General features: G+C 64.0%; 17 protein-coding genes. 8 read left to right on the top strand and 9 right to left on the bottom strand.

Annotated features, from left to right (window positions below; genetic code table 11):
- The first annotated feature begins 37 nt into the window (after nucleotides 1–37).
- The 5 genes from P7A97_RS06795 (at nucleotide 38) to P7A97_RS06775 (ending at nucleotide 3,636) form a co-directional block, all read left to right on the top strand.
- Nucleotides 38–1,540 (top strand): RNA polymerase factor sigma-54, encoded by a 1,503-nt coding sequence (locus P7A97_RS06795; protein ID WP_277689160.1) that lies wholly within the window; start codon nucleotides 38–40, stop codon nucleotides 1,538–1,540.
- Between the two features lie 152 nt (nucleotides 1,541–1,692).
- On the top strand, nucleotides 1,693–2,001 hold the full coding sequence (gene raiA, locus P7A97_RS06790) for a ribosome-associated translation inhibitor RaiA (protein WP_277689159.1): 309 nt from the start codon (nucleotides 1,693–1,695) through the stop codon (nucleotides 1,999–2,001).
- A gap of 14 nt (nucleotides 2,002–2,015) precedes the next feature.
- Nucleotides 2,016–2,480: a PTS IIA-like nitrogen regulatory protein PtsN gene (ptsN, locus tag P7A97_RS06785; RefSeq protein WP_277689158.1), complete on the top strand. Its 465-nt coding sequence runs from the start codon at nucleotides 2,016–2,018 to the stop codon at nucleotides 2,478–2,480.
- Nucleotides 2,481–2,497: 17 nt separating this feature from the next.
- Nucleotides 2,498–3,355: an RNase adapter RapZ gene (rapZ, locus tag P7A97_RS06780; protein WP_277689157.1), complete on the top strand. Its 858-nt coding sequence runs from the start codon at nucleotides 2,498–2,500 to the stop codon at nucleotides 3,353–3,355.
- A gap of 8 nt (nucleotides 3,356–3,363) precedes the next feature.
- Entirely contained in the window at nucleotides 3,364–3,636 is a 273-nt protein-coding gene (locus P7A97_RS06775) for an HPr family phosphocarrier protein (RefSeq protein ID WP_277689156.1), read from the top strand.
- A gap of 49 nt (nucleotides 3,637–3,685) precedes the next feature.
- Here the strand turns inward: P7A97_RS06775 and pmbA are convergent, their stop codons facing one another.
- On the bottom strand, nucleotides 3,686–5,032 hold the full coding sequence (gene pmbA, locus P7A97_RS06770; protein ID WP_277689155.1) for a metalloprotease PmbA: 1,347 nt from the start codon (nucleotides 5,030–5,032) through the stop codon (nucleotides 3,686–3,688).
- Between the two features lie 86 nt (nucleotides 5,033–5,118).
- On the opposite strand from pmbA, the gene yjgA reads away from it, so the two are divergent.
- Nucleotides 5,119–5,640 (top strand): ribosome biogenesis factor YjgA, encoded by a 522-nt coding sequence (yjgA, locus tag P7A97_RS06765; RefSeq protein WP_277689154.1) that lies wholly within the window; start codon nucleotides 5,119–5,121, stop codon nucleotides 5,638–5,640.
- 78 nt (nucleotides 5,641–5,718) lie between these two features.
- Here the strand turns inward: yjgA and tldD are convergent, their stop codons facing one another.
- From tldD to mreB, 8 genes are all read right to left on the bottom strand, one after another.
- Nucleotides 5,719–7,176 carry a metalloprotease TldD gene (gene tldD, locus P7A97_RS06760; protein ID WP_277689153.1) on the bottom strand — a complete coding sequence of 486 codons (1,458 nt, stop codon included), beginning with the start codon at nucleotides 7,174–7,176 and terminating at the stop codon, nucleotides 5,719–5,721.
- Nucleotides 7,173–8,027: a carbon-nitrogen hydrolase family protein gene (locus tag P7A97_RS06755; RefSeq protein ID WP_277689152.1), complete on the bottom strand. Its 855-nt coding sequence runs from the start codon at nucleotides 8,025–8,027 to the stop codon at nucleotides 7,173–7,175. The genes tldD and P7A97_RS06755 overlap by 4 nt, the downstream gene beginning before the upstream one ends.
- 55 nt (nucleotides 8,028–8,082) lie before the next feature.
- The gene (locus P7A97_RS06750) at nucleotides 8,083–11,901 is read right to left on the bottom strand and encodes a YhdP family protein (RefSeq protein WP_277689151.1); all 3,819 of its coding nucleotides are present in this window, start codon (nucleotides 11,899–11,901) and stop codon (nucleotides 8,083–8,085) included.
- Complete coding sequence (rng, locus tag P7A97_RS06745) at nucleotides 11,902–13,359, bottom strand: ribonuclease G (protein WP_277689150.1); 1,458 nt, start codon at nucleotides 13,357–13,359, stop codon at nucleotides 11,902–11,904.
- 47 nt (nucleotides 13,360–13,406) lie between these two features.
- Entirely contained in the window at nucleotides 13,407–14,009 is a 603-nt protein-coding gene (locus P7A97_RS06740; RefSeq protein ID WP_277689149.1) for a Maf family protein, read from the bottom strand.
- A gap of 39 nt (nucleotides 14,010–14,048) precedes the next feature.
- Nucleotides 14,049–14,534: a rod shape-determining protein MreD gene (gene mreD / locus P7A97_RS06735; protein WP_277689148.1), complete on the bottom strand. Its 486-nt coding sequence runs from the start codon at nucleotides 14,532–14,534 to the stop codon at nucleotides 14,049–14,051.
- The gene (gene mreC / locus P7A97_RS06730; RefSeq protein WP_277689245.1) at nucleotides 14,534–15,499 is read right to left on the bottom strand and encodes a rod shape-determining protein MreC; all 966 of its coding nucleotides are present in this window, start codon (nucleotides 15,497–15,499) and stop codon (nucleotides 14,534–14,536) included. Before mreC ends, mreD begins: the two co-directional genes overlap by 1 nt.
- Before the next feature lie 93 nt (nucleotides 15,500–15,592).
- A complete protein-coding gene (mreB, locus tag P7A97_RS06725) occupies nucleotides 15,593–16,633 on the bottom strand; it encodes a rod shape-determining protein MreB (protein ID WP_277689147.1) in 1,041 nt (346 codons plus the stop codon).
- A gap of 217 nt (nucleotides 16,634–16,850) precedes the next feature.
- On the opposite strand from mreB, the gene gatC reads away from it, so the two are divergent.
- Nucleotides 16,851–17,138, top strand: coding sequence for an Asp-tRNA(Asn)/Glu-tRNA(Gln) amidotransferase subunit GatC (gatC, locus tag P7A97_RS06720; protein WP_277689146.1), 288 nt, complete (start codon nucleotides 16,851–16,853; stop codon nucleotides 17,136–17,138).
- A gap of 16 nt (nucleotides 17,139–17,154) precedes the next feature.
- Nucleotides 17,155–18,606 carry an Asp-tRNA(Asn)/Glu-tRNA(Gln) amidotransferase subunit GatA gene (gene gatA / locus P7A97_RS06715; protein WP_277689145.1) on the top strand — a complete coding sequence of 484 codons (1,452 nt, stop codon included), beginning with the start codon at nucleotides 17,155–17,157 and terminating at the stop codon, nucleotides 18,604–18,606.
- Nucleotides 18,607–18,611 lie beyond the last annotated feature (5 nt).

Here is an 18,611-nt window from a genome sequence, read left to right as displayed (position 1 = left end):
CGCGCCGGCAAGTGAACAAGGTAACCAGCCCCGCACCATGAAACCGTCGCTAGTCCTCAAGATGGGCCAGCAGCTGACGATGACCCCGCAGCTGCAACAGGCCATTCGACTTCTCCAGCTCTCCACTCTGGACCTGCAACAGGAAATCCAGGAAGCGCTGGAATCCAATCCCATGCTTGAGCGCCAGGAGGAAGGAGAAGACTTCGACAACTCCGACCCCATGGCCGACAACGCCGAGCAGGGCAACTCGGTCCAGCAGGACAGCTCCAGCTTCCAGGACAGCACCGTCGCGGTAAACAACAGCGACAACGCAGAAGACGGCGAATGGCACGACCGCATTCCCAGCGAGCTGCCAGTCGACACCGCCTGGGAAGACGTCTACCAGACCAGCGCCAGCAGCCTGCCAAGCAGCGATGATGACGAGTGGGACTTCACCACCCGCACCTCCGCCGGCGAGAGCCTGCAAAGTCACCTGCTGTGGCAGCTCAATCTTGTACCTATGTCCGATACCGACAAACTGATCGGCGTCACCATCATCGACTGCATCAACGATCAGGGCTACCTGGAAGAAAGTATCGAGGAGATCGTCGACTCCTTCGATCCGGAACTGGAAATCGAAGCCGACGAGGTCGAGGCGGTACTGCACCGCATCCAGCACTTCGAGCCAGCCGGCATCGGCGCCCGCGACCTGCGCGAGTGTCTGCTGCTGCAACTGCGCCAGCTGCCTGCCAACACCCCTTGGCTGACCGAGGCACAGCGCCTGGCCAACGATCATCTGGACATACTCGGCAGCCGCGACTACAGCCAGCTGATGCGACGCATGAAGCTCAAGGAAGACGAGCTGCGCCAGATCATCGAGCTGATCCAGAGCCTCAACCCGCGCCCAGGCTCGCAGATCGAAGCCAACGAACCGGAATACGTGGTGCCCGACGTCATCGTACGCAAGCACAACGATCGCTGGCTGGTGGAGCTGAATCAGGAAGCGGTACCGCGCCTGCGGGTCAACGCCCAGTATGCTGGCTTCGTCAAACGCGCCGACTCCAGCGCCGACAACACTTTCATGCGCAACCAGTTGCAGGAGGCGCGCTGGTTCATCAAGAGCCTGCAGAGCCGCAACGAAACCCTGATGAAAGTGGCGACGCAAATCGTCGAACACCAGCGCGGCTTCCTCGACTATGGCGACGAGGCGATGAAACCTCTTGTGCTGCATGACATCGCCGAGGCGGTAGGCATGCACGAGTCGACCATTTCCCGGGTGACCACGCAAAAATTCATGCACACCCCACGCGGCATCTACGAGTTGAAGTATTTCTTCTCCAGCCATGTCAGCACCGCCGAGGGTGGCGAATGCTCGTCCACCGCGATCCGCGCCATCATCAAGAAACTGGTGGCTGCGGAAAACGCGAAAAAGCCGTTGAGCGACAGCAAGATCGCTGGTTTACTGGAGGCACAGGGCATTCAGGTAGCCCGTCGCACAGTCGCCAAATACCGCGAATCTCTCGGCATCGCGCCATCCAGTGAGCGCAAGCGATTGATGTAAACGGCCCTGAACGGGGGATTTCTGCACTAGCGTATCGCGCCAGCCCTGCATCAGGGGGAGCTCGGCCAGTAGTGCATCAAACCTCCAGCCAACGTGTTACGGCGGCAGGCCCGATAGCCTGTCTCTTACACAAGGCAACAAGGAGATGCGTTATGCAAGTCAACATCAGTGGACATCAACTGGATGTGACCGACGCCCTGCGCGACTACGTCGGGGAAAAACTCAGCCGACTGGAGCGTCACTTCGACAGGATCACCAACGTTCAGGTGACCATGGAAGTGGAAAAGCTGAAACAGAAAATCGAAGCGACCCTACATATTGCCGGCGGTGAAGTCGTGGCCAACGCCGAACATGAAGACATGTACGCCGCCATCGACCTGCTCGCTGACAAACTCGACCGCCAACTGATCAAGCACAAGGAAAAGCAGCTGGACCGCATGCAAGGCGCGGCAGCTCGCTGATACTTACCCCTCACATGATCCGACTCGAAACCATACTGACTCCCGCACGTTCCCTGGTGAACGTGCCGGGAGGCAGCAAAAAGCGTGTACTCGAACAGATTGCTAACCTGGTCGCTCGCGATCTACCCGATCTGGATAGCCAGGACATCTTCGAAAACCTCATCGCCCGCGAGAAGCTCGGCTCTACCGGCTTCGGCAACGGCATTGCGATTCCTCACTGCCGTCTGCCCGGCTGCAACGCGCCGATCAGTGCCGTGCTGCACCTGGATGCGGCGGTGGACTTCGACGCCATCGACGGCGCTCCGGTCGACCTGCTGTTCGTTCTGCTGGTACCGGAAGCCGCGACCGACGAGCACCTGGAGCTGCTACGCCAGATCGCCAGCATGCTTGACCGCAGCGAGGTACGGGAACGGTTGCGCCAGGCGTCGAGCAACGAAAGCCTGTACCAGGTCGTGGTCGACGTACAGAACGGCCACTAAAAACGGGAGCCAGCGCCATGCGCCTGATCATCGTCAGCGGACGCTCCGGCTCGGGCAAGAGCACGACTCTCGATGTCCTTGAGGACAATGGTTTCTATTGCATCGACAACCTGCCTGCCGGGCTGCTGCCGGATCTGGCAGAGCGTGCCCTGCTGCAGACCGAACTGCTGCACCCGCAGGTCGCGGTATCGGTCGACGCCCGCAACCTGCCCAGCCAGCTCAAGCGCTTCCCCGAACTTCTCGATGAAGTGCGTAATCGACACATCCAGTGCGATGTGCTGTACCTGGACGCAGACGAAGAGACGCTGCTAAAGCGCTTCTCGGAAACGCGTCGACGCCACCCGCTGACCAACGAGAACCGCTCCCTGGCCGAAGCCATTCGCGATGAGGCCCAGCTACTGACGCCCATTACCGATCTGGCCGACCTGAAGATCGACACCACCCACCTCAACCTTTATCAGCTGCGCGACAGCATCAAGTTGCGCCTGCTCAACCGCCCGAGCCCCGGCACCGCCTTCCTGGTCGAGTCGTTCGGCTTCAAGCGCGGCATGCCGGTGGATGCGGATCTGGTATTCGATGTGCGCTGCCTGCCCAACCCTTACTGGAAACCGGATCTGCGCGACATGTCCGGCCTGGATCAGCCCGTGGCCGACTACCTGGCCGCCCAGCCAGACGTTGAGGAGATGTATCAGGACATCCTCGGCTATCTCAACAAGTGGCTGCCCCGCTTCGCCGCCAGCAATCGCGCCTATGTGACCATCGCCATCGGCTGCACGGGCGGCCACCACCGCTCGGTCTATCTGGCCAATCGCCTCGGCGAGACCCTGAAACCCATCCTGAACAACGTCCAGATACGCCACCGCGACCTGAGCTAAGGAACGCAATGCCCGCCCGCGAAATCACCATCATCAACAAGCTCGGCCTGCACGCGCGAGCGGCTGCCAAATTCGTCGGCGTAGCCAGCGCATTCCCCTGCCAGGTACGGGTCGGGCGCTCTCCGGAAAGCCAGGTAGACGGCAAAAGCATCATGGCGGTGATGATGCTGGCGGCCGGCAAGGGCACCAGCCTGCTCCTGTCCAGCGAGGGGGAACGTGACGAAGAGGCGCTTGATGCCCTGGTCGAACTGATCAACAACAGGTTCGACGAAGGCGAATAACCACCCATGAAAAAAGGGCCCTGAGGGCCCTTTTTTCATGTCAGCCAAGCTAGCTGCCGGCCACGGTCATTCTCTCGATCAGCACCGAGCCGGTGCGGATATTGCCGCGCAACTCAAGATCGCTGCCTACTGCGACAATCTGCCGGAACATGTCGCGCAGATTACCGGCGATCGTGACCTCCTGCACCGGGAACTGGATCTCGCCGTTCTCTACCCAAAAACCGGCGGCCCCTCGGGAATAGTCACCAGTGACCATGTTCAGGCCATGCCCCATCAACTCGGTCACCAGCAGCCCGCGCCCCATACGGCGCAGCAGTGCCTGCTGATCCTCGTCACCATGACTGACGAACAGATTGTGCACGCCACCGGAATTGGCCGTACTGGGCATGCCCAGCTTGCGCCCGGAGTAGGTGCCGAGGACGTAGGACACCAGCTCACCGCCGGCGACGAACGGTTTGGCATAGGTGGCAAGGCCATCACCATCGAAGGCCGCGCTGGCCATTGCCCGCGGAATATGAGGGCGCTCATCGAGGCTCAGCCACTCGGGGAACAGCTGCTGGCCCAGAGCCCCCTCCAGAAAGGATGAGTGCCGGTACAGGTTGCCGCCGGAGATGGCCCCCAGGAAGCTGCCGAACAGACCGGTGGCCAACTCGGCGGCGAACAGCACCGGCACCTCGCAGGTCGGTACCGGGCGTGCCCCCAGACGCGCCACGCTACGCTCGGCAGCCTTGCGCCCGATCAGCACAGGGTCGGCCAGCAGCTCCCCCTGGCGATTGACGTCATACCAGTAATCGCGCTGCATCTGCCCGTCGCCCTCGGCGATCATCACGCAGCTCAGACTGTGCCGCGAGCTGGCGTAGCCGCCGACGAAACCATGACTGTTGCCATATACGCGGCAGCCCAGATGGGTATTGAGCGTGGTGCCATCGGCATTGCTGATGCGCGGATCATGAGCGAAGGCGGCCTCCTCGCAACTCAGCGCCAGCTCCACCGCCCGCTCCGGCGCCAGATCCCAGGGGTGGTACAGATCCAGCTCCGGCAGCTCGCGAGCCATCAGCGCCGCATCGGCCAGGCCCGCACAGTCGTCCTCGGACGCATGCTGAGCAATGGCCAGTGCCGCCGCGACGGTCTCGCGGATAGCCGCCTCGCCGCTGGCCGAGGTACTGGCCGAGCCCTTGCGCTGCCCCACGTAGAGGGTGATGCCGAACCCCTGGTCACGGTTGAACTCGACCGTTTCCACCTCACCCTGACGCACCGTGGTGGACAAGCCCTGCTCTACCGATACCGCCACCTCGCAGGCGCTGGCACCCTGACGGCGAGCTTCGGCGATGATCGCCTCGACCTGGCCCTGCAATGTCGGCAGAGCCTGAGGCCCTACTGCTTCAATCGAACTCATGTTGCACTCCAAGATCGGGAGGCGCCATTCGGGACAGCCCTCCTCTGACTGGTTATCATGGCGACGTTTCCATCCGGACCGCCCCCATGGCTGATTCTTACGACGAAGACTTCTCCGGCGAGAAGAGCAAAACCCAGATCAAGCGCGAGCTGCATGCCCTGCAGGATCTCGGCGCTCGCCTGACCACCCTCAAACCCGAGCTGATCGCCAAACTGCCGTTGACCGACGGCCTGCGCAAAGCCCTAGCCGACGCGCCCAAGCACACGGCCAACGCGGCCAAGAAGCGCCACGTCCAGTTCATCGGCAAACTCATGCGCGAACAGGACATCGACGCCATCCTGGCCCTGATCGACCAGGTCGACAGCTCCACGCGCGAATACAACGAGCGCTTCCACAATCTCGAACGCTGGCGCGACCGCCTCATCGCGGGCGATGACAGCACCCTCGAAAGCTTCGTCGCCGACTACCCGGACACCGACCGCCAGCACCTGCGCAGCCTGATCCGTCATGCCCAGCACGAAGCGGCGCGGAACAAACCGCCAACCGCTGCGCGCAAAATCTTCAAATACATCCGCGACCTGGACGAAGTACAGCGCGGCCTGCGTTAAATCTTCATCCTCCGTAGGTTGGGCCGGGCCGCGTAGGCCCGGCCGCGCAGGCGAAGCCCAGCCTACCGTCCGCCCCACTTAAGCGCCCGTGCCGCCCACCGTGATCGCATCGATCTTCAGGGTCGGCTGGCCGACGCCGACAGGCACCGACTGACCGTCCTTGCCGCAGGTCCCCACACCGCTGTCCAAAGCCAGGTCGTTGCCGACCATGGACACCCGGCTCATCGCTTCCGGCCCGTTGCCGATCAGGGTGGCCCCCTTGACCGGCGCAGTGATCCTGCCGTCCTCGATCAGATAGGCCTCGCTGGTGGAGAACACGAACTTGCCACTGGTGATGTCCACCTGGCCACCGCCGAGGTTGGCGCAGTAGATGCCCTTCTTCACCGAACGGATGATTTCTTCCGGGTCGCTCTCGCCGGCCAGCATGTAGGTGTTGGTCATGCGCGGCATGGGCAGGTGTGCGTAGGACTCGCGCCGGCCGTTGCCAGTCGGTGCCATGCCCATCAGGCGAGCATTGAGCTTGTCCTGCATGTAGCCCTTGAGCACACCGTTCTCGATCAGCGTGGTGCAGTGGGTCGGCGTGCCTTCGTCGTCCAGGCTCAGCGAGCCACGGCGGCCACTGAGGGTGCCATCGTCGACGATGGTGCATAGGCTCGACGCCACTTTCTGGCCGATCTTGCCACTGTAGGCCGAGCTGCCCTTGCGGTTGAAGTCGCCCTCCAGACCATGGCCGACCGCCTCGTGCAGCAGCACACCGGACCAGCCAGCGCCCATCACCACCGGCAGGGTGCCGGCCGGCGCAGAGATCGCTTCCAGGTTGACCAGCGCCTGGCGCAGCGCCTCGCGGGCGTAGGCCATGGCGCGCTCTTCACCACTGCTGTCACGTTCGAGAAAGTAGCGATAGTCGCTGCGGCCGCCGCCACCATGCCCGCCACGCTCACGGCGGCCATTCTGCTCGACGATCACGCTGACATTGAAACGCACCAGCGGACGAATATCGGCGCCCAGGCTGCCATCGCTGGCCGCCACCAGCACATGGTCCCAGACCCCGGCGAGGCTCACCGTGACCTGCTTGATACGGGGGTCCAGTGCTCGCGTGGCCAGGTCGATGCGCTTGAGCAGCTCGACCTTTTCGGCGCGCTGCAACACTTCCAGTGGGTTGTCCTGAGCGTAGAGTGCCGTCACTTGAGGGCTGACGAACGCCTGTACACGGCCCTGTTGGCCGGCACGGGAAATCGAGCGAGCGGCCTGGGCGGCCTGGTTCAACGCCTCGGCATGAATGGCATTGCTGTAGGCGAATCCGGTCTTCTCACCAGACTGGGCACGCACGCCCACGCCCTGATCGAGATTGAAACTGCCTTCCTTGACGATGCCATCCTCCAGCACCCAGGTCTCGGAAACCTGGCTCTGGAAATAAAGGTCGGCCGCATCGATGCCGGGACCTGCCAAGTTGCCGAGAATCGCCGGTAGCTGCTCGATGCCAAGGTTGCCAGGAGCCAGCAGATGGTTGCTGACCCGGTCGAGGATAGTGCTCATAACTGCTCCGTGGGCGCCGCCCCGGGTTGGGCCGGCGCAATGAATCGTCTGTGTTGAGCCACCGGCATGCGCTGACGAATGGCTGCCTGCTCGCCGGCATCAGGTTCGGCCAGCAGCACCGCCTCGCCGCTGGCCTGTTCGGCCAGCACGCGCCCCCAGGGGTCGATAATGGCCGAGTGGCCGAAGGTCTCGCGCCCACCCGGATGAATGCCACCCTGCCCCGCCGCCAACAGGTAGCACTGGGTCTCGATGGCGCGGGCGCGGGTCAGCACCTGCCAGTGAGCGGCGCCGGTAACGGCAGTGAAGGCGGCCGGGGCCGTGATCAGCTCGGCGCCAGCCTCGCGCAGGCGGCTGTATAGCTCGGGGAAGCGCAGGTCATAGCAGACGCTAAGGCCCAGGCGCCCGAACGGGGTATCGGCCACCACCACCTGCCCGCCGAAGGCATAGTCGTCGGACTCGCGATAGCGACCGCGGGCATCGGCGACATCCACGTCGAACAGGTGCAGCTTGTCGTAACGAGCAACACGCTGGCCCTGATCGTCAATCAGCAGCGAGCAAGCATGCGCCTTGGCCTGCGGCTGATCGTCGGGGGGCAAGGGAATGGTACCGGCCACCAGCCAGAGGCCAAGATCGCGGGCAGTCTGGCGCAGCCAAGGCAGGATCGGCCCCTCGCCCAGCGCTTCGGCACGCCCCAAGGCGGCCAGGTCGCGCCGCCCCATGGCGGCGAAATTTTCCGGCAACACCGCCAGGCGCGCGCCACGCTCGGCCGCCTGCTGCAGCAGGCGACGAGCAGCACCCAGGTTGGCCAGGACATCGTCCTGGCTGACCATCTGGATCACGGCTAGGGACATGGCTACTTCCGTCCGGTTCATGCCTGCATGCTACCCCATGTGGCCAAGGCAGGCTTCACCGGGGTTTTTCGAAAGGTTTATCAAAGGTGATCTCGGGGTTCATCCAGGGCCCCTGGACCTTGTATTGCACGCTGGCGAAGCGCGCTACACGCTCGCCCAGCAGCTTGTCGACCACGAACAGCGCGCCACCAATGGCCGGCGCACCGACGATCAATGCCGCCAGCGGCAGATTGTTGGAGACCGGCAGGGTTACCAAGAGCGTGGCGTCGATACGTTCATCGGCCATGTCCATCGTGCCGTTCAGCTCCAGGGTGCTGGAAGGCCCTTCCACCTTGAGCGGCTCCTGGGTCTTGAACACGCCACGGTCACCCACCAGCAACGCCTTGGTGCGATCGTAACTGAGCCCCTTGCCGAGCAGGTCGGAGAAATCCAGGCGCAGACGACGACCAATGGAGTTGAAGTTGAGCAGACCGAAGACTCGCAGGGCGGAAGCCGAGCCCTGCACCTCGACGAACTGACCTTTGCGCAGGCTCGCATCGAGAGTGCCGCTGTAGCGTTTGAGGCTGAGCGCGGCCGGTGAGCCAGGCCAGCGCCCGTCGGCATCCAGACGAAAACGTTCGCTGGTGGCGCTGGGCGCAAAGCCCCAGGCCTTGAGCACGTCCGCCAGATTCTCACCTTCTATGCGCCCTTTGTACCGGGTGCTGGCGGCGTTACCCGCTCCTTCCCAGGTAGCACTGCCACCCACCCGCAAACCCTTGAGATTCAACGCCAGCTCGCTGAACTGCACCCCCTGAGGTGTCGGCCGGGCCTTGAACGACCAGGCGCCGAACGGGTCATCGCCTTGCAAGACCTGATCGATCTGCACATCCAGCGCCGGAATCTGCCGCGGGTCGACCTGGGCCAGTGGGTCGGGTTTATCTTCTTCACTGGCCGTCACGGGCTGGGCAGCCGGTAAAGTCAGGTGCGCCAGAGATACCCCAATGGGCGCGCCCGCGGCATCCGGCAGACTGACCTGGCCGTCGAGCAGGGCGCTGGCCAACCCCAACTGCCAGCCGGCCGCGTCTCGCGCCAGTTTGACGGCAAGATTGTCGGCCTCGGCGCCAAAGCCCCGGAAACGACCGATGGTGACATCCGCCCCGCGGAAGAACTGGCGACTCTGATCGCCCCCGGCCACGCCGACATAGGGCTTGATGGCCTCCTGCCAGGCGCTCCAGTCCAGCTCTGCAATACGGCCACGCACCAGCAAACCTTTGGCGGCCGGCAACAGGGCCGGATCGCCGCCCAGGCGCAACAGGCCACGCCCCTCGAGCATCTGCCCGGGCGGTGCGGCGAAGGCCAGGCTGGCCAGCTGGGCGTAGTCCAGCCAGTAACGCCGCTCATTACCCTGCAGGGTCATGCGGAAACTGGCCTGGCGCGACTCGTCTGCCTTTTTCGCGAAGGGGGCCGGCAACGCCACAGCCAGCCCCTTGAGATCGGAGTCGACGCGCAGCTGACTGTCAGCCCCGTCCAGGGTCAGGCTGAGTTTGTAGGGCAGCTCTCCAGACAACGGCAGCGGCTGGGTGGCGCCCAGCCAAGCGGTCAGACTGCCCAGTGGCATGCGGCCGCTGGCCTCGATGCGCGTACGCGAATTGCCACGAACACCCTCAGCCAGGGCACGGCCACGTACGGCATGACCGAGCACCTGAGCGCGGATGTCGGGCGAGCTGAGCCCACTGGCCGTATTGAAGCGGAATGCGCCCTTGAGCTGGGTCAGCTCCAGCACCGGATTGACCAGTTTGAGCGTCGCGCCCTCGGTGGCAAAGTCGACCTGCACTTGCGGCGGCGTGCTCTTGGCCAGTGGAATATCGAGCTTCAGCTTGCCACTCAGCGGCCCCTGGCCCTGCCAGCCGGCAAAAGTCTCGGCGGTGCCGATGGGCGCTTCCTGAAGAATCTTCAGGGCATCGACCAGGCTGCTCTCAACGTCGCCTTCCAGGGTCAGGCGCGACACCTGTCCGGCCGGCACGCGGGGGATAGCAGCCTGCACATTGAGCACCCGGCTATCCAGCAAACGTCCCTGGGACACCCGCACATCGACACCGTCGTCCTCGATCAGCACTTCACCCTGTGCCTCACGCAGCACCGGCCAGCCTGGCTGAAAGGCCAGTTCGGCATCACGCACGCGGAAATACAGGCTGATGCTGCGCGCCGCCTCTTCCGCGCCTTTGGCCAGGGAGCCCTGGTACTGAAACCAGCCCTCATCTATACGGCCGCCGTGAATGGCCGTACGCAGCCATTCATCCAGCGCCGGGCTGAAGCCCGGGGAGCGGCTGGGCAGGTACTTGCCGGCCTTGCTCGCATCACCATCGGCCAGGCCGACGCGCAGATCCATGTAGTCCTCTTCCTCCGGGGCCTTGCGCAGGCGTACCAGGAAGTCGCCGGCGATACGCCCCTCTTCACCCACCACTTGCAGGTAGGGGCTATTCAGAGTCAGGTTGCCGTCCTCCAGCTGCCACTCAAGGCGTGCACCGGCCTGGCGGTACTGCCAGGGCTCGGGGAACAGGTTGGGAAAGTGCAGACTGAAGTGCTCGCTGGCGACCAGTGCCTCGCCACCACTCAGATCGCCACGCACGCTGCCACTGGCATTCTCCACGGCAGGAATACCATTCCAGGCACCAATGCCTGCCTGCTGAAGATTGGCGAAAAACTGCAGGCGCGTGCCGTCGGTCAGCTGCGGGCGGTACTCCACACGCAGGTTATGCACGGTGCCATGTGGCGCCAGGGCGGCCAGCGCCTCGTCGGCCTGCGCCGGCAACGGTGCCAGGGCGCGCACCACAGGCACCAGCGGTGTCAGATCGAGACGGTCGGCATCCAGCTGCCACAGCGCGGGCTGACCGGCGGCATCCAGGCGCTGGCGCACGGCCAGAGCGACCTCGCCCCAGCGGGTCTCGCCCAGGTTCATGGCTAGCCCATTGAGCAGCCATTGCTGGCTATCTGCCTTGCGCTCGTAATAGGCCTGCAGACCCAGGTCGGAAATCTGCACCGGCTTTTTCCCGGCATGGCTACCACTGAGTTCTGGCATATGCAGACGTGCCGCACCACGCTGCACCCGCCCCTGGCCCCATACCAGCCACAGCTCACCGCCGGCCTGTGCCTTGTCCAGAGCCCAGGCCCCGGTCAGCTCCCCTGGCAGCCAGGCAGCCCAGTCACTTTGCGGCAGACTCAGATAGACCTCGGCATTGCTCTGCTGCCAGTCCTGTTCATGCAACTTGACGCGCAGGCGCATGGCCAAAGGCTGGCCATCCGGTAAACGCATGCGCAGATCCAGGCGCTGGCGCACCCGACCACTGCGCAAGGTCGTTTCGATGTAGGTGAGGCTGAGCGGTTCACGTCCCTGCAACTCAAGCGTCAGCTGGCTGTCCAGCAGAGATACCTTGCTGACATGCTCAAGCAACCTGATCACCTGCTGTGGCTGCAGAGGCTGCCTGTTTTCCTGCACGGGCAGCCCCTCGACCGCCCACTGACCATTCTCGTCCTGGCGCAGGCTCAGTTGCAGACCTTCCACCTGCAGGTTGGCCAAACGCAACTGGCGCGCCAGCAGGCTGCCGAATACATCCGGGACCAGGCGTACCTGATCCAGGCGCACCGCACTGGCACCTTCGCCCAGCTGGACGTCATGGGCCGTCAGAACAGGATCAAAGCCACTCCAGCCGCCTTCAAGGCTGCCGATGGACAGTGGCATGCCCAGGGCTTCACGCGCCTTGTCCTGCACTTCATCGCGGTACTCCGCCAACAGCGGCGCCAACTGCCGGCCCAGACTGACGTACAGCGCAGCCAGCACCAGCAGCAGGGCACAGAATCCCAGCACCCAACGCAGCAGCCGCATCAGCAGGCCCATTCAGAGCAGCACCACGTCGTACTGCTCCTGGGAATACATACTCTCGACCTGGAACTTGATGGGGCGGCCGATAAAGGCTTCCAGCTCGCCCACATTGCCCGACTCCTCGTCGAGCAGGCGGTCGATCACCTTCTGGTTGGCAAGCACCAGATAGCCCTCGGCCTGGTAGGCGCGCGCCTCGCGCAGGATTTCACGGAAAATCTCGTAGCAGATGGTTTCCGCGGTGCGCAGCTTGCCGCGCCCCTGGCAGGCCGCGCAGGGCTCGCACAGCACCTGTTCCAGGCTCTCGCGAGTGCGCTTGCGGGTCATCTGCACCAGGCCCAGTTCGGTGATGCCGATGATGTTGGTCTTGGCGTGATCGCGCTCCAGCTGCTTTTCCAGGGTGCGCAGCACCTGGCGCTGGTGCTCTTCATCTTCCATGTCGATGAAGTCGATGATGATGATCCCGCCCAGGTTGCGCAGGCGCATCTGCCGGGCGATGGCGGTGGCGGCCTCGAGGTTGGTCTTGAAGATGGTTTCCTCGAGGGTACGGTGGCCGACGAAGGCGCCGGTGTTGACGTCGATGGTGGTCATCGCCTCGGCCGGGTCGACCACCAGGTAACCACCGGACTTGAGCGGCACCTTGCGCTCCATGGCGCGCTGGATTTCGTCCTCGACGCCGTACAGGTCGAAGATCGGCCGTTCGCCGGGGTAATGTTCGAGGCGGTCGGCCACTTCCGGCATCAGCTCGTCGACGAACTGAGTGATCTTGCCGAAGGTTTCCCGCGAGTCGATGCGGATCTTCTCGATCTTCGGGTTGACCAGATCGCGCAGGGTGCGCAGGGCCAGGGACAGGTCTTCGTAGATCACCGAAGGCGTCTTGGCCGTCTGCATCTGCCCGGCGATCTGTTCCCACAGGCGGCGCAGATAGCGGATATCGGCCAGGATCTCGTCGCGACCGGCGCCCTCGGCAGCCGTACGCAGGATGAAACCACCAGCCTCCTCGATGCCTTCGGCGGCCACGCAATCGGCCACCACCTGCTTGAGGCGCTCGCGCTCGGCTTCATCCTCGATCTTCAAGGAGATACCGACATGCGCGGTTTTCGGCATGTACACCAGGTAGCGCGAAGGAATCGACAGCTGCGTAGTCAGGCGTGCGCCCTTGGTACCAATCGGGTCCTTGGTCACCTGCACCACCAGGCTCTGCCCCTCATGCACCAGGGCGCCAATGGGTTCTACCGCACTGCCTTCACGGCTGGAGATTTCCGCCGCATGGATGAAGGCCGCACGATCCAGGCCAATGTCGATGAACGCCGCCTGCATGCCCGGCAGCACCCGCACCACCTTGCCCTTGTAGATATTGCCGACGATGCCACGCTTCTGCGTGCGCTCGACATGCACTTCCTGCAGTACGCCGTTCTCCACCACGGCCACGCGCGACTCCATCGGCGTGATATTGATCAGGATCTCTTCGCTCATGCGTCCTACTCTGCGCGTCGCGGTAGCTGGCCAGGGGCCGCCACCTCCTATTGTGGGCTGCCAGGCACGGCCTGCCAGCACGGAATCCCGAATGCCTCCAGCATCTGCGCGGTTTCGCACAGGGGCAGTCCGACGACTGCCGAATAACTGCCCTGCAACTGGCTGACGAACACCGCCGCCAGCCCCTGAATACCATAACCGCCGGCCTTGTCTTGGGGCTCGCCACTGGCCCAGTAGGCTTCGGCCTCACCCGCCCGCAGAGCACGGAAAAGCACCCGACTGGTGACCACCTGCGACTCGATGCGCCCGGCCGCGGCCAGCGCCACGGCGGTCAGCACCTGATGCTCGCGCCCCGCCAGGGCAGCCAGCATGCTCAACCCTTCTGCGCGATCCGCAGGCTTGCCCAGGATACGTCCGTCCAGCACCACCGCCGTATCGGCGCCCAGCACCACAGCAGCGCTGGTCTGCTCAAGCGTAGCCAATCCGGCCAGCGCCTTCTCCCGCGCCAGGCGCTCTACATAGCCATGTGCAGGCTCGTCGGGCAAAGGAGTTTCGTCTATGGAGGCGATCAGCGGAGTGAAAGAAACACCGATCTGTGCCAGCAGTTCACGCCGGCGGGGGGAACCCGAGGCCAGGTAAAGCGTGGCCATGCAGACATCTCCCTGTCGAGGAATGGAGGAGCGGCCTTGTCAGTTGACCGCAAAGCGTTGCTGCAGCCCACGCAGAATGGCGAACACCCAGGGCCAGAGCAAGGCGCTGATCAGTGCCGGCAACACAAACAGAAGTGTGGGCAGGCGGTTTCCAGTCAGCGCGTTAAGCCACAACTGCACCAGTTGGGCCAAACCGAATACCACCAGCAGCACCAGACTCTGCTGCCACATGGGAAACATGCGCAAGCGGCGCTGCAGGGACAGCACCAGGAACACGATCAGGGTCAGGATCAGGGCGTTCTGGCCGAACAAAGAGCCGTACAGCACATCCTCCACCAGGCCCAGCCCCCAGGCACTGGCCATGCCCAGGCGGTGCGGCAGAGCCAGTACCCAGTAGCTCAGCACCAGCGCCAGCCACAGCGGGCGACCGACCTCCATAAACTGCGGCATGGGCGCCACGCTGAGCAGCAGCGCCAGCAACAGACTGCACCAGATTACCCAGCCATTGCGCGAGCGGGCCACCATCACTGACTCTCCTGTGTGGTTGCCGGCACGGCAGGCTCATCACGCCCCGGCACCGGTGCAACTTCACCCGGCGTCACGGCCGGCACTGCCGCATCGATTGCCTCTTGGGCCTCGGCGGCCTCGGTGGCGCGTTCTTCAGGGCTGCGCGCATCGGTGAACACCAGCAGCATGTAGCGGCTGCGATTGAGCGCCGCCGTGGGAATGGCGCGCACAATGGCGAAGGGCTGACCAGAGTCATGAACCACCTCGCTCACCGATGCCACCGGATAACCGGCCGGGAAACGCTGCCCCATACCGGAGCTGACCAGCAGATCGCCTTCCTTGATATCCGCCGTGTCGGCCACATGGCGCAGCTCCAGGCGCTCCGGGTTGCCGGTGCCAGCAGCTATGGCGCGCAGGCCATTGCGATTCACCTGCACCGGAATGCTGTGGTTGGTATCGGTCAGCAGCAACACGCGCGCGGTGTAGGGCATCACTTCGACCACCTGGCCCATCAGGCCGCGGGCATCGAGCACCGGCTGACCAAGGAACACACCATCCTTCTCGCCCTTGTCGATCAGGATGCGGTGGGTAAAGGGATTGGGATCGACGCCGATCAGTTCGGTGACCAGCACCTTTTCATCAACCAGGGCCGCCGAGTTGAGCAGCTCGCGCAAGCGCACGTTCTGCTCGGTGAGGGTCGCCAGCTTCTGCAGGCGACCCTGCATCAGCAGCCCCTCGGCCTTGAGCCTCTCGTTTTCCGCCAGCAGTTCGCTGCGACTGCTGAACTGCTGCGCCACACCTTCCCACAGGGTCAGCGGCAAACGGGCGACCTGATAAGCCGGTGCGGTGATCACCCCCAGCTGAGCGCGCAAAGGCTGCAGCACATCGAGCCGCGCATCCACCACCATCAGCACGGCCGATAGCACGACCAGCACCAGCAGTCGTACGCCCAGCGAGGGCCCCTTGGCGAATAGCGGTTTGATAGCGCGTCCCCTTATGCAACGGCGGAAAGTGCGACAGCCAGAAAACAGAAAGCCGGAAGAAAGAGCTTCCGGCTTCCACAGCTTACCTCAGGCTCACTCGGTGGAGAGCAGGTCCATGGAATGACGATCCATCATCTCCAGGGCACGGCCACCACCACGGGCGACACAGGTCAGCGGGTCTTCGGCCACGATCACCGGCAGGCCGGTTTCCTGGGCCAGCAGCTTGTCCAGATCGCGCAGCAGGGCGCCACCACCGGTTAGTACCAGGCCGCGCTCGGCGATATCGGAGGCCAGTTCCGGCGGAGACTGCTCCAGGGCGCTCTTCACGGCCTGAACGATGGTCGCCAGCGACTCCTGCAGAGCCTCCAGCACTTCATTGGAGTTCAGGGTAAAGCTGCGCGGCACACCTTCAGCCAGGTTACGACCGCGTACATCGACTTCACGTATTTCGCCGCCGGCATAGGCGGTGCCGATTTCCTGCTTGATGCGCTCGGCAGTGGATTCGCCGATCAGCGAACCGTAATTGCGGCGCACGTAGGTAATGATGGCTTCGTCGAAGCGGTCACCACCGACACGCACGGATTCGGCGTAGACCACGCCGTTCAGCGAGATCAGGGCGATTTCGGTGGTGCCGCCACCGATGTCGACGACCATCGAGCCGCGGGCCTCTTCGACTGGCAACCCGGCACCGATGGCGGCCGCCATCGGCTCTTCGATCAGAAACACTTCGCGGGCACCGGCGCCCAGCGCGGATTCACGGATGGCACGGCGCTCGACCTGGGTCGACTTGCACGGTACGCAGATCAGCACGCGCGGCGACGGCTGCAGGAAGCTGTTCTCGTGAACCTTGTTGATGAAGTACTGCAGCATCTTTTCGCAGACGCTGAAGTCGGCGATCACGCCATCTTTCATCGGGCGGATCGCGGAGATGTTGCCCGGGGTACGACCCAGCATGCGCTTGGCCTCGGTACCCACGGCAACCACGCTCTTCTGGTTGTTGCCGCTGGTACGAATGGCGACCACGGATGGTTCATTGAGGACGATGCCGCGCTCGCGCACATAAATCAGGGTATTGGCAGTGCCCAGGTCGATCGACAGATCGCTGGAAAACATGCCACGCAGTTTCTTGAACATGGGGAGAAAACCCTAGACAGAGCGTGGTGAAAAACGCTGGGTAAAAAAGTGCGGCAAACTCTAACAACGAGCAGCCTTTTGGGCAAGGCGGCGGTTGTGCTAAATTGCCCGCTTTTCCGGGCCTTATAGGCCCAAAAATCGCGGCCTTTGACCACCTCAAGCGGCATCCGTTCCCGCCCGCTCCCGCCCGGTCACCGCTCGTCCCTGGAGAATCACGATGGCGCTCGAACGCTCCGACGTGGAAAAAATCGCCCATCTGGCCCGCCTGGGCCTGACCGAGGCGGAAATTCCGCAGACCACCGCCACCCTCAACAACATCCTCGGCCTGATCGACGCCATGCAGGCGGTCGACACCACGGGTATCGAGCCGCTGGCCCATCCGCTGGAGGCCACCCAGCGCCTGCGTGCCGACGCCGTCACCGAGCAGAATCAGCGCGATGCCTACCAGGCCATCGCCCCGGCCGTGGAAAGCGGCCTGTTCCTCGTGCCGAAAGTCATCGAATAAAAGGAAAGGGTTTCCCATGCATCAACTGACCCTGGCCGAGATCGCCCGCGGCCTGAAGGACAAGACCTTCTCTTCCGTCGAGCTGACCGAGAGCCTGCTGGCCCGCATCGCCCAGCTCGACCCACAGCTCAACAGCTTTATTACCGTCACCGCCGACCTGGCACGCGAGCAGGCCAAGGCCGCTGATGCGCGCCGCGCGGCGGGTGAAGACGGCGCCCTGCTCGGTGCGCCGATCGGCCACAAGGACCTGTTCTGCACCCAGGGCGTGCTGACCAGCTGCGCCTCGAAGATCCTCACCGGCTTCAAGGCGCCCTACAACGCCACCGTGGTCGAGAAGCTGGCCGCCGCCGGCAGCGTGACCCTCGGCAAGCTGAACATGGACGAGTTCGCCATGGGCTCGGCCAACGAATCCAGCCACTACGGTGCGGTGAAGAACCCCTGGGACCTGACCCGCGTGCCGGGCGGCTCCTCCGGCGGTAGCGCTGCGGCCGTCGCCGCCCGCCTGCTGCCGGCCGCCACCGGCACCGACACCGGCGGCTCGATTCGCCAGCCAGCGGCGCTGACCAACCTCACCGGTATCAAGCCGACTTACGGCCGCGTCTCCCGCTGGGGCATGATCGCCTACGCCTCCAGCCTCGATCAGGGCGGCCCGTTGGCGCGCACCGCCGAGGACTGCGCGCTGCTGCTCGGTGCCATGGCCGGTTTCGATCCGAAGGATTCGACCAGCGTCGATCAACCGGTCGACGACTACCTGGCCAGCCTGAGCCAGCCGCTGGCCGGCCTGCGCATCGGCCTGCCCAAGGAATACTTCGGCGCCGGCCTCGACGCGCGCATCGGCGAGAAGGTCATGGCCGTGGTCGAGGAACTGAAAAAGCTCGGCGCCACCGTCAAGGACATCAGCCTGCCGAACATGCAGCACGCCATCCCGGCTTACTACGTGATCGCCCCGGCCGAGGCCAGCTCCAACCTGTCGCGCTTCGACGGCGTGCGCTTCGGCTACCGCTGCGAGAACCCGAAAGACCTGCAGGACCTGTACAAGCGCTCGCGCGGCGAAGGCTTCGGCGCGGAAGTGAAGCGCCGCATCATGGTCGGCACCTATGCGCTGTCCGCCGGCTACTACGACGCCTACTACATCAAGGCCCAGCAGATTCGCCGCCTGATCAAGAACGACTTCGTCGCCGCCTTCAACGACGTCGACGTGATCCTCGGCCCGACCACGCCCAACCCGGCCTGGAAGCTCGGCGAGAAGAGCGCCGACCCGGTCTCGGCCTACCTGGAAGACATCTACACCATCACCGCCAACCTGGCCGGCATCCCGGGCCTGTCCATGCCCGCCGGCTTCGTCGACGGCCTGCCGGTCGGCGTGCAGCTGCTGGGTAACTACTTCCAGGAAGCACGCCTGCTCAACGTTGCCCATCAGTACCAACAGGTCACTGACTGGCACACCCAAGCACCGACTGGTTTCTGAGGAAT

Source organism: Pseudomonas sp. GOM6 (genome assembly GCF_029537485.1).
In the GTDB taxonomy this organism is placed as follows: domain Bacteria; phylum Pseudomonadota; class Gammaproteobacteria; order Pseudomonadales; family Pseudomonadaceae; genus Aquipseudomonas.
The sequence above is the reverse complement of the archived record's forward strand: the minus strand, read 5'-3'. Positions and strand labels throughout refer to the sequence as shown.